Annotated in this window: 7 protein-coding genes and 1 CRISPR repeat array; of the genes, 5 read left to right on the top strand and 2 right to left on the bottom strand. The window is 53.9% G+C overall.

Translation table 11 applies throughout. The annotated features are described in order from the left end of the window. Positions 1-2: 2 nt before the first annotated feature. Positions 3-3,152, bottom strand: a complete 3,150-nt coding sequence (locus QP503_RS08415) for a PD-(D/E)XK nuclease family protein (RefSeq protein WP_285101607.1) — start codon at positions 3,150-3,152, stop codon at positions 3-5. A 94-nt stretch (positions 3,153-3,246) separates the two neighbouring features. Here QP503_RS08415 and QP503_RS08410 point away from each other — a divergent pair, with 94 nt between their 5' ends. Next, positions 3,247-3,468: a DUF3107 domain-containing protein gene (locus QP503_RS08410; protein WP_006680924.1), complete on the top strand. Its 222-nt coding sequence runs from the start codon at positions 3,247-3,249 to the stop codon at positions 3,466-3,468. 80 nt (positions 3,469-3,548) lie between these two features. Here QP503_RS08410 and QP503_RS08405 read toward each other — a convergent pair whose 3' ends face one another. Beyond that, positions 3,549-4,178 carry a ferritin-like fold-containing protein gene (locus QP503_RS08405; protein ID WP_285101605.1) on the bottom strand — a complete coding sequence of 210 codons (630 nt, stop codon included), beginning with the start codon at positions 4,176-4,178 and terminating at the stop codon, positions 3,549-3,551. Positions 4,179-4,429: 251 nt separating this feature from the next. Between QP503_RS08405 and QP503_RS08400 the strand changes: the two genes are divergently transcribed. The 4 genes from QP503_RS08400 to cas2 all read left to right on the top strand — a co-directional run bounded on the left by QP503_RS08400 (position 4,430) and on the right by cas2 (position 11,076). Continuing rightward, positions 4,430-6,274 (top strand): DEAD/DEAH box helicase, encoded by a 1,845-nt coding sequence (locus tag QP503_RS08400; protein WP_131367614.1) that lies wholly within the window; start codon positions 4,430-4,432, stop codon positions 6,272-6,274. Positions 6,275-6,534: 260 nt separating this feature from the next. Further along, positions 6,535-9,837, top strand: coding sequence for a type II CRISPR RNA-guided endonuclease Cas9 (cas9, locus tag QP503_RS08395; RefSeq protein WP_285101602.1), 3,303 nt, complete (start codon positions 6,535-6,537; stop codon positions 9,835-9,837). 2 nt (positions 9,838-9,839) lie between these two features. Continuing rightward, positions 9,840-10,763, top strand: coding sequence for a type II CRISPR-associated endonuclease Cas1 (gene cas1 / locus QP503_RS08390; RefSeq protein ID WP_103632374.1), 924 nt, complete (start codon positions 9,840-9,842; stop codon positions 10,761-10,763). After that, positions 10,756-11,076, top strand: a complete 321-nt coding sequence (gene cas2, locus QP503_RS08385) for a CRISPR-associated endonuclease Cas2 (protein ID WP_103632373.1) — start codon at positions 10,756-10,758, stop codon at positions 11,074-11,076. The genes cas1 and cas2 overlap by 8 nt, the downstream gene beginning before the upstream one ends. A gap of 49 nt (positions 11,077-11,125) precedes the next feature. Further along, a CRISPR array of direct repeats spans positions 11,126-12,252; the repeat unit is 36 nt; unit sequence AAAGAATATCAAGAGTTCTGGTAACTGATTCCCAGC. Positions 12,253-12,293: the final 41 nt, after the last annotated feature.

The following is a 12,293-nucleotide window of genomic DNA, read 5'->3' as shown; positions in this document are numbered from 1 at the left end:
GTTCAGTCCACCGTCCTTCGACCGCTGTCTTGTGCAGGACATGAGCGCGCAAACACGCACCGTGAGCACTTCGTATTATCTGGTTTCGCCTGCAAGCGAATGCCACGCGCGATTTCTCCTGCGCTTTGAATAACGGCATGCCAGGCGCATTTTTCGTCTTCGTCAAGAACGCTTTGCGTGCGCTCTTGCAGTTTCTTTGCCAGAAAGACCAGCTTGGCACCGTTGACTTCACTGGCCTGACGGTCAAGCCCTAGGTCTGCACCGTTTGCGATCATCTGAGCGAGAGCAATCTGATAGATCGCCAGCTGAGCGTGATCTTTTGCTTCTTGTTTGGTCGCAACTTTTCCTGTTTTAAAGTCAACAATGCGAACGCGACCATCGGGGTCAACCTCAAGGCGATCCAGGCGTCCACGGATCGTGACGCCATCCATGTCGACTTCGATCGCCCGTTCGGTAGCAATCTCAATGTCGTGCGGACATTGCGCGAGGTATTCAGCAAGATGCTCAACCTTGTCGAGGGCGGCATCTTTAAACTCAATTCCGCCCCAGGTCTGCATATCGATATCGATTCTTTCTAGCTCCTGGAGCAGGTGGGATTGGAGTTCTTCTGCGCTCCCGCGAGGGAAGACTTCAGCAAGCTCGTGGACTATTTGCCCAACTGATTGAGCATTCGTGGCACGAGGCTGCGCACCGATAGACGAGAAGAACCAGCGAAGAGGACAATCCATCATCGCTTCGATACGCGACGGAGAAAGAACAACGCGTTGAGAGGCAATGCGTTGCTGGGAAGTCAGCGGACCTTCACCAGTCCATTCATCGGGGTCCGCCGAGGAAATGCCTTCTCGAGCCAAAAGAGCAAGAAGAGATGCTGCCGTCGATTCGTCTTCGCTTTCATCGGGCGCAGATGCAGCACGACGGAGTTCAGCGATCTGACCTTCGAGGTTCAAAGGAGCAGGTGCCGGAGTCGGAACTGCTATGTCACCGCCCTCTTGGCCTTCAGGATTCACAAGAATCGCGTAAAAGCGTGAAGGCGCATAGTCTTCAGCGACGACAACACCAAGATGCAGATATGTTGAACATCGAGAAACTGCGGCTGCCAGCAGACGACGTTCGTCATCAAGGACAGCTCTGCGCGCCACCTGAGGTTCATCGAGAAGAACACGCCCATTCGCGCCGTCACCTGTCCTACCTAAAGCAACATCCGCCAGCAGGTCACCACGCATCGCGCGTGTGCGCAGGCGCGTATTTGGCCACACACCGTCTTGCAACCCCATGAGGACGACTACGCTCCAATGGCGACCCATCGCTTGTGCCGGAGTAATCACACGGACACCGTCAGGCCGTACTGCAACGCGACTGATCGTATCGATGGGGACAGTGTGATCAAGCAGTTCTTTTGCAAAATCGCGGGCGTTCCCATCAGGGTTACGTTGCTCCCAGACGTCTGCCACGCGCATCAGGGAGAGAACAGCGTCCAGCTGGTCGTCGTACCAAGATGAGTCCTGATCATTGGCTAGAGCGCGCTCTTTCCAGTCGTCACCAACATTTGCCGCATCCCACAGCGTCCATAGAAGCTGACGTGGACGTTGTTCTTGATCCGTTGAAATGCCCCACATCTGCGCCGCGCGTTGCAATTCCGGCGGAACAAAACCGATGTCCTCGTTCGTCAAAAGATCCGGCTGACTCATCAACGTGGAAGCCGTAACCAGCGGAGCATCCTGGACGCTTGCACCCATCCATGCGCTGACCCGTTGAAGAAGCGAATAGAGTTTCATCCCATCGCATTGGATCAGTGGCGAATAAATAAGAGCCTCTGCACATTCATCGCCACGCGCCTGCGGGTGAGAACTCATCAGCTCAAGAAGAATGCGAGTTGTTGCAATACTCCGGAAATCGAAGGCAGTAGAGTGCGAGGTAACTGGGATTCCACCGCGACGTAAATAGCGACGAGTTTCTTCAGCGAGGGCCTCTGATCTGACGATGACGACCTGGTCCTTCCAAGCAATCTTGTCGTGCAAGAAGTGGGCACGCAGGGCATGCGATACGTGTGCACCAAGCTGCGCGTATGAGCCACCAACGTGGGTGATTACCTTGCCGTCGAGCTTCTGAGCCTGCGGAGCAACCCCACATTGACGCCGAGGATTGTCGTCCGAATGCGCAATGCCCTGGGCGATCACCTTGTAGCGTTCACGCAGAACGGGCGCGGTTGTGTACACGTCACCCAGCTCATGAGAATTCAGATGGAGCTTCTTTTCAAGGCGACCGTCCAAATGGGGCTCACCACCACGGTACGTAGCGACGGCAACATCTGAGTCAGCAAAAGCGACAATACGAGTACCCAGCTGATGCAGTTGGGCGAGCAGAGTGATCGTGGATGCCGTACAGTCCTGCAGGTCGTCGACGATGACGAGGTCAGGAAGTGGCCGTTCGCCCGTGATACCCAGAGAAGCAGCTTTGTCCTGCCACTGTCCAAGAACATCTGCTGCCAGGGCTTGGATACGAGAAATGTCAACCGCCAGTGTGCCCTGATACTCAAGAGCGAATTGAGGTTGTTCAAGGTAGCGTTGGAGCAGTTCACCGGCTGCGACCCACTGGGGTTTATCAAAGTCGTGACCGGCGCGACTGAGCGCGATACCGTCCATTCCGGCTTCACCCGCGCGCGAAAACAGATCCCTGAGTTCATCGCGGAAAGCAGACATTCCGCGCATTTCCTGCGAGATTGAGTCCGGCCATTCAATGTCAGCTGATTCCAGTAGATCTTGGATCAGCTGATCCTGCATTGCGCCGGTGACAAGCTCAATGCCACCCAGGGGTTCTTGACGTTCAACGCGCCACTGATTCACAATCCGATACGCGAAAGCTGACAGGGTACGAACAGGTCGAAGAGTACGGGGAGCAAAAAACTGAGCCCGAGGGGTCATGATCTGCGCACGAACGCGGTCAGGAACAATGATGACGGCATCTTCGCCTTTTTCAATTGCACGGCGGAAGACTTCTAACGCACATGTCGACCGCCCCGAACCTGGCGCACCACGAACGATAAGAGAATGCATTTCCGCTGAATCGCATGCCTGTTTCTGAGCATGATTCAGCGGCGGAATATCCGCCCATCCATGCGGGCGCGTAGCAATCTGTACGTTTATTTCGCTCATAGGGTAATCATCTCAGGAGGCATGTAGAAACCAATGTGCATAGCATTAAAGTCAGGTTCGAAAAACAGATCACTCATTGAGTGAAGGAGTGGGTATGAATATCATCGTCGGCGTTCGCGAAAGCACTCGTGAACTGCATCTTGAGTTGGATCTGACCGCTGATGAGCTGACTGCAAAGGTCGCTCAAGCGCTCACAGGCGACTCTCTTCTGGATCTGACGGACGCCGAGGGCGCTCGTTATCTCGTGCCCGGACACGCGCTGACTTTCGTGCAGATTGCCGACGAGCCCAAGCGGCGCGTTGGCTTCATGATCTGAAGCCCGGTCTTCATACACTGAACGCTCTTCCGCAGCTCGCAGAAGAGCGTTCAGGTGTGTCAGGCTGAGAGTTGACGCTGTTAGGCCTTCAGATGAATCTGCTCCATACGTTCACCGTGACGCTTGGTGACGAATGCGACGATCGCATCAACAGTGTCGGGGTCTTGGCCAAGGGCGGGGTGCGTAAACAGTGTTGCGCGCACTAGAGCGAATGCTTCACCTGCGACGCGTCGCGCCCACAAGGACAGGCGGGCGCCGAGTTGCTCGTCTGCGGAGATCAGCGGAGCGATATTCTCACGAACCCACTCCCCCTGCGTGACATCCCAGTTTCCGGCTTCTTCGATGAAGAGTTCGTGCCGGCTAGCGATTTCGCCGAGCAGGTCAGAGATGATTCCCATGGTCACGTAGGTTTTCACTGAGCGTTCGAACCATGTTGTCGGGCGTGTGCGAGCATCCAGATCGTCGTAGAGACCGTTGTACTGCCCAGCTGCTGCAGGCAGGTCGATGTCACGGTTCGTACACCAGGCTTCAAGCTGGGTGAAGAGTTCAAAAGCCCGTGCGGACATACGCGCATGCTCGATATGGGCTTCGATGGTCGGCGCTTGATCGCCGTCCTTTGACAGTCGCGTCATTGCGGCGAGTGCCGTGAACGCGAGCAGACCGATTACTTCAATATCTGCGGCTTCAACCGCACCGTTTTCAGTAGCCATGTTCTCAGCCTAGCCTCGTCTGCACTCCCCCGATATCTCAATCGCGAAGACGGATGTCCACGCAACCTGCGCACTTTCCCCACCCCGTGCGCATACTGAACGTGCGCACCCGGGCGGTCGGGGTGGCCTCGTGAATGTAGTGTGACCATATCCTCGGGCTGAAAACTGAGATGCCAACGTACAATGGGAGTGACCATAGCTGACCGGTCGCTTTGAATACCACGTTTTTGCGCGCGCTTGGCGCCTCGATAATGCGCGATCGGCTGCTACCCCCACCCCGGCGTTTCCGGGAGAGAAGGCAGATCGTGACTTCCACGAATACCCAGGGCACCGATGTGCCCGTTGAAAAAAATGACGAGGCCACCGCATTCACTCAAGTAGCTGACGTGCAGGAGGCAAGCAAGCCGAAAACCGTTGAATACTCCGCAGGCGTTGTCCGCCTAGGCACTATTGTTCCGGTCGCTGTTGAACCCGAAGCAACGCCGGACGTTGTGGACACGGGCGACGAGGATCTTGAGCACAAGTCCTTCGCTGATTTTGGCGTGACCGACCCGATCGTTGACGCGCTGGAAGATAAGGGAATCACGCACCCGTTCCCCATTCAGGCGCTGACGCTTCCGCCGGCTCTTGATCGCCACGACATTATTGGTCAGGCGAAGACGGGTACGGGCAAGACGCTCGGTTTCGGTATTCCGGTTCTGGAAGACGTTATTGCTCCTGATGAAGAGGGCTATGACGAATTGCTGAACCCGAACATGCCTCAGGCTCTGATCATCCTGCCGACACGCGAGCTGACGAAGCAGGTGGCCACTGACCTGCGCGAGGCTGCCGCCTACCTGTCGACACGCATCGTGGAAATTTACGGTGGTGTCGCGTTCGAACCTCAGATCGAGGCGTTGAAAAAGGGCGCGGACATTGTTGTGGGCACGCCCGGTCGTCTGATTGACCTGCTCCGAAAGGGTGTTCTGCATCTGAACGGTGCCGAGACGGTCGTTTTGGATGAGGCCGACGAGATGCTCGACCTGGGCTTCCTGCCCGACGTTGAGACGTTGCTTGCACGCACTCCCGCGAACCGCCACACGATGCTGTTCTCGGCAACCATGCCCGGCCCGGTTGTGGCTTTGGCTCGTAAGTTCATGGAACAGCCGACGCACATTCGCGCTCAAGATCCCGAGGATCAGAACCAGACCGTGAACTCCGTCAAGCAGGTGATTTACCGTGTTCACGCAATGGATAAGGTCGAGGTTGTCGCGCGAATCCTCCAGTCTGAGGGCCGTGGCCGTTCGATCATTTTCTGTCGCACGAAGCGCACTGCTGCCCGCCTTGGCGAGGATCTGACGGAGCGTGGTTTCGCAGTTGGTTCGTTGCACGGTGACTTGGGTCAGGGTGCTCGTGAGCAGGCTCTGCGTGCTTTCCGTAATGGCAAGGTGGACGTGCTCGTTGCCACCGACGTTGCTGCACGAGGCATCGACGTTGACGACGTCACCCACGTCATTAACTACCAGTGCCCCGAAGACGAGAAGATTTATATCCACCGTATTGGCCGTACCGGTCGCGCAGGACATTCGGGCGTCGCGGTCACGTTCGTGGACTGGGATGATACGCCACGTTGGTCATTGATTTCGAAGGCGTTGGGCTTGGGGGTTCCAGAACCGCTGGAGACCTACCACACCTCTGACCACCTGTTCACCGACCTTGATATTGCACCGGAAACCACGGGTCGCCTGCCACGCGCCCAGCGTAAGCTTGCGGGCTTGAACGCCGAGGTCCTAGAGGACTTGGGTGGTTCTTCACCGCGTGGCGTTCACGGTTCACGAGGCCGCTTAGGCCGTTCGGGTGCTCGCTCCGGTTCGGGGCGCGGAGGTAGCAAGGGTGGATCCGGTTCGAGGGGTCGCTCGCACTCACCGGAACGTAATCGCCGTTCAAAGGACGGGGATCGCGAGTTCCATGCGGGCCAGCAGGGTCGTTCTGACCGTGGAACGAAGGGGCGCGGTCGTGGCAACCACACGCAGGCTCCGCGCACTGAGGGCTCAGCGCCGAAGGCTCGGCGTCAGCGTGTGCGCCGTCGTAAGGACAAGGGTGGCAGCGCCGAGTAAGGCATTCGTTCGTGCCTCTCATCTTTCTTGAGCATTGGGTTGTGTAAAACGCTCCCATTGGGAGGCTCGCACGTGTATAGTGGCACTTAACTGATTCCCAGTAAGCGCCGACTCGTTAGCGGCGTTGAATGCTCCACCGGGTCACTCTTTCGAGTGGCCCGGTCTTTTTGTTCCCTCTGTTTTCTCTGATGAGAGGGCTGATACCTGAATAAGACGCGAATGCAATTTCATTTCTACATGGTCTATGTCACTATAAAAACATGTTTTGCAAGGACGCTTCTCAGCAGCTTCGTTACCGTGTTGGCATTGACGTAGGCACACACTCCATTGGTTTTTGTGCGGTTGAGGTCGATGAATCGGGTATGCCGATTCAGCTTTTGAACTCAATGGTGCATATGCACGATTCAGGCATTGATCCTGGTGGAAATAAGACTGCGACGACTCGATTGGCAGAAGCTGGGGTAGCAAGACGAACGCGTCGACTCATCCGCCGTCGCAAGAAGCGCCTACACGAGCTTGACGCCTTCATTGAAGAATGTGGCTGGCCACTGGTTGATCTCGCAACTATTACTGACGCACGTTCTCCGTGGCGAATTCGTGCACGTCTTGCAACGGAACACATTGACGATAAAGCAGAACAAGACAAGCTACTGTCGATTGCGCTCCGCCATATGGCACGTCATCGTGGGTGGCGTAGCCCCTATGCTCGTATTTCGTCTCTTCACATTCAGGCGGATCCTTCCGAGCAGTTGAAGGCTCTTGCTGAACGGGTTTCTGAAAAGACAGGTATTTCCTTAACAGCCGATCAGACTCCTGCGCAGCTCATCTCTGTCTATCTTGATGTGTTTGAAACAGGCAAGTTGCGTGGCCCAAAGGGAATCTTGGGTGGCAAGCTCATGCAGTCTGATAACGCGAATGAGCTTCGGCGTATTGCTACCGTTCAGGGGCTTGATAATGATCTCCTGAAGAAGATCATTGGCTTTGTTTTTGCTGCCGAATCGCCGAAGGGAAGCGCCGCTAAGCGGGTCGGTAAAGATGTTTTACCGGGAGCACACGGGCTTCGTGCAGAGAAAGCTCATCCTGCGTTCCAGCAGTTCCGTATCGTCAGCATCGTCCAGAATCTACGTATCAAAGAAGGGACAGAGCTTCGTGCACTAACCCCAGAAGAGACGGAGATTGTTGTTGATTTCCTGAATCAAGCTGGTCTCACTGAGGCTCCGACATGGGAAGAGGTCGCCGATAATCTTGAGATTCCGCGTTCACATCTGAAAGGAACAGCCACCGAGGGGTTCGATGGGATTGCTCCCAGTACACGACCACCTTTTGATGTCACATCGCAGAAGATTCTCAATGGAAAGCTGAAGAAGCTCTCCGCATGGTGGAAAGATGCTGATTACGATCACCGCTGTGCCATGGTGAACGCTCTGTCCAACGTGGGCTCTGATGACGAGGGGTCGCTTGCTGATGACGACGTGCGCGAGTTCCTGTCTGATTTCACTGATGAAGAGCTAGAGGCTCTAGATAAAGTTGAATTGCCTGGTGGTCGCGCAGCCTACTCTGTTGATTCGTTGGAAAAACTGACCAATACGATGCTGTCCGAAGGGTGCGATCTGCACTCTGCTCGTAAGATCGCCTTCGGGGTGGATGATTCGTGGACTCCCCCAGCCGAGCCGATTGGACAGCCTGTTGGAAACCCAGCCGTTGATCGTGTTTTGAAGCAGGTTGCGCGTTGGATTAGTGCTGCAACAAACCAGTGGGGAACTCCAGAATCGGTCAACATTGAGCATGTCCGAGACGCTCTCGGTAGCGAAAAAGCTTCACGCGAATATCAACGTTCTTTGCAAACGCGCCGTAATCGCAACGAGAAAATCTTCGCTGAAATGCGTGAGCGTCTCGATATTGGTGGAAAGCCTCGTGGGTCAGAGCTGACGCGTTATTTGGCTCTACAACGACAGAATTGCCAATGCCTGTACTGTGGCATGCCGATTACCTATACCGATGCTGAGATGGATCACATTGTTCCTCGAAAAGGTGCTGCATCAACAAACACTCGTGAAAACCTTGCTGCTGTTTGCCGAGCGTGCAATCACCAGAAGTCGAATCTTCCCTTCGCTGTCTGGGCTGAACAGACTAAACGACCAGGAGTCAGCCTGAAGGAAGCGTACAAGCGCGTCAGTGATATGAGGATTGAACCCGGCATGAATGGTCGTGAAATGAACGACTTCAGGAAGGCGATTCGTCTGCGTCTGAAAACGAAGCATGCTGATGCGGAGATCGATGGTCGATCGCTGGAATCTGTTGCGTGGATGGCGAACGAACTACGTCATCGCATTGAGGGCTTCTACCGTTCAGCAGAAAACGATGTGACGGTTCGGGTGTTCCGTGGTGCTGTAACTGCAGAGGGACGTCGCGCATCTGGGTTTGAGAGCCGAGTTAATCTGATCGGCGGAAAGGGTAAAACGCGTTTGGATCGGCGCCATCATGCGATGGATGCATTAACGATTGCTTTGATGGAGCCCGGGATTGCTCAGACTATTGCACTACGCATGAATATGCGCGAATCCCAGCGAGTACTAGGTGAACAGGAAACCTGGAAGTCCTTTACCGGCGGAAGTGATACCGCACGGAAGCGTTGGGAACACTGGTGCGAGGAAATGGTTCGTGCCTCTGAGTTGTTCAATGTTTTCTTAGCAGAAGATCGCATCCCGATCTGCCAGAACAAACGTCTTCGACTTGGCTCTAGTTCGGTGCACGAGGACACTGTGAAGCCTTTTAAAGCATCCGATAAGCGCATTGTCAGCGATGCGATGCCAGTGGAGCTGATTGACCGCGCCTCGACTCCTGCTTTGTGGACAGCACTGACACGAGATCCGGATTTCGATCCAAAGGAAGGTTTGCCAGCGAATCCTTCGCGCACTATTCGTCTTCACGACAAGCGTTTGGGTCCGAACGAAACCGTGGATTTTTTCCCGACTGCAGCCGCTTATTTGGCTATTCGTGGAGGCTACTGCGAGATCGGAGCTGGGATCCATCACGCTCGCATCTTCCGTATCTCGGGTAAGAATACAACGTATGCGATGTTGCGTGTCTATCAGTGCGATCTGGTGCGCTTCCAGAAGGAGGATCTATTGACTGTTGAACTTCCAGCAAACACGATCAGCGTGCGCACGGCAGTTCCGAAGTTGAGGGAGGCCCTCGCTAATGGAACAGCTGAGCAAATTGGCTGGCTAGTTGTCGGGGACGAGTTGAAGATTGATCCGTCTGGATTCACGACAGGACAGATCGGAACCTTCAATGAAACCTACCCGCAGGCAACGAGGTGGGAGGTTACTGGGTTCCCAGATAAAGCTAAACTCGGTTTGAAACCACTGCTCATCGCAAGCGAAGGCTTAGCTGACGACGCCCCAGACGACATCGTTAAAATCGTAGAAACGAAAGGCTGGCGGCCTGCTATTGATAAACTTCTGAAAATTGGGAATGTTTTTCTGTATCGACGTGATACGCACGGAAAACCACGAGTAGTTTCACACCGTTCCCTTCCCCTTTCGAGTAAGTTGCAATAGGGATGAGTAGCCAGTGGCGGATACTGGACTTCACCTCTTTTGAAGGGAAGATCCACTCGGACGACGGTGCCATTGTTGTCGTTAATTCTGATGGCGTGAGCCAACGAGTATCCGTTGCTGATGTTGCCGTTGTTCTGATCGGAATGAAGGTCTCGTTTTCTGCAGGTGTAATCCATCGATTAACGGACAAAGATATCGCTGTATTGTTCTGCGACTGGCGCGGAGTTCCAGAATCGGGAGCCTTTTCATGGTCAGAGCACACTCGTGTTGGAGCACGCCACAAAGCACAGCTCGAGTTGAGTCTGCCTCGCAGGAAAAATGCTTGGGGACGTATTGTTCGCTCAAAGATTCAAGGGCAGGCAGCAGTTCTGCGAAATCTCAATAGGCCTGGAGCGCAAGAATTAGAACACATCGCTGGCCAAGTTCGTTCGGGTGACCCTAGCAATCTTGAAGGGCAAGCAGCGCGCATCTATTGGAGTAAGTTTTCAGACACTCTCGGAAAACGAACACCAGGAATCGGCGCATTATTTGGCCCCAATTCCTGCCTCGATTATGGATATGCGATCCTACGTGGCCATGGAATCCGAGCTGTTCTTGCCGCTGGTCTTGGACCTGCGAATGGGGTTTTCCATCGAGGGCGTTCAAATATGTTCAACCTTGTTGATGATCTGATTGAACCATTTCGACCATGTATTGATGAGATTGCGATGTTCCTTCCGGCAGATGCTACTCCTTCGGATCGAAGTGTGAAGAAACGCTTGGTTGCAGCTGCAATGCAGACGTTCAATGATGCCGGAAGTGTTCCACGTGTCTTATTAGATCTCGCCCAACAGTATGGGCGTTATGTCGAAGGAGATATTGAAAAACTCCCGGTTCCTTCGTGGCAGGGGCCATCAGCGTTGAATACGGATCTCAAGAATGCCTGATTCTCCGATGTGGTGTGTTGCGATGTTTGATTTGCCTGTTTTAACGGCTCCGCAGCGTCGTGAGGCAACACGTTTTCGAAAATTCTTGCTTGATCGCGGTTTTTTGATGGTTCAGTTCAGTGTGTACGTAAAGTATTGGCCGACTGGCGGAATCGATATGACGACGATCAAAGCGATTAAGGGATCCTTGCCAACGGGAGGGAAGGTTCGGGTGCTTGCCGTGACTGATCGCCAGTGGTCGTCTGCTTACTGTTTTGAGAACGCACGTGAGCAAGTAGCAGATGAGGCGCCAGAACAATTGATGATTTTCTGACGCCTCAAAGGCACTTTCCCGCGCTATTCTGCGGAAAACCACAGGCTCTAAAGAATATCAAGAGTTCTGGTAACTGATTCCCAGCTTCTCGGTCGTGTTGCTGCCGCTCGCGCAAAGAATATCAAGAGTTCTGGTAACTGATTCCCAGCCAGGAAACGCAGGATATGCCGTGGCCGGTAAAGAATATCAAGAGTTCTGGTAACTGATTCCCAGCCGGGCGAAAAGTGGACGATCCTCAAAAAAAAGAATATCAAGAGTTCTGGTAACTGATTCCCAGCTTAACTCGAACGCACGCGTACCCGAGTTAAAGAATATCAAGAGTTCTGGTAACTGATTCCCAGCGCGTGGACGTTCGCCCTGCAAGCGTGGCAAAGAATATCAAGAGTTCTGGTAACTGATTCCCAGCCGAATCCAGGTACGCCCACGTGCGCGCAAAAGAATATCAAGAGTTCTGGTAACTGATTCCCAGCACGCTCACCCACGACGCCGAACCGGGCAAAAGAATATCAAGAGTTCTGGTAACTGATTCCCAGCACGGGCACGCCCGTGTGGTCTGGTCAAGAAAGAATATCAAGAGTTCTGGTAACTGATTCCCAGCTCAAAGTGAGTGTTGGCACGGGGCAGAAAAAGAATATCAAGAGTTCTGGTAACTGATTCCCAGCGTAGGAACTGGCTAGACGCTCGCCTTGGAAAGAATATCAAGAGTTCTGGTAACTGATTCCCAGCGAGGTCGTCGTTTGTTCGCCTAGGGATGTAAAGAATATCAAGAGTTCTGGTAACTGATTCCCAGCTAGACGCGATGAGCGCGCCGAGCCCTGCAAAGAATATCAAGAGTTCTGGTAACTGATTCCCAGCTGGAGTGTCGTCGCCGTAAATGGTGAGTAAAGAATATCAAGAGTTCTGGTAACTGATTCCCAGCCCAGACACGCCATATAGTCCGCTCTTTGTAAAGAATATCAAGAGTTCTGGTAACTGATTCCCAGCAACGGCTGGGCAAGCCTCGCGCACCTGGAAAGAATATCAAGAGTTCTGGTAACTGATTCCCAGCCCCGCAACGCGTGGAACGGTCTCGACCAAAAGAATATCAAGAGTTCTGGTAACTGATTCCCAGCTTACGAACAGGCTGAACGGGCATATCGCAAAGAATATCAAGAGTTCTGGTAACTGATTCCCAGCACGGCGGCGGCCGCGAGCAGTCCGCCGAAAAGAATATCAAG

The sequence above is a fragment of the Pauljensenia sp. UMB0895 genome, from assembly GCF_030218905.1.
GTDB classification, from domain to species: Bacteria; Actinomycetota; Actinomycetes; order Actinomycetales; family Actinomycetaceae; genus Pauljensenia; species Pauljensenia turicensis_A.
Note: the sequence above shows the minus strand (reverse complement) of the source record. Positions and strands in the feature narration are given on the sequence as shown.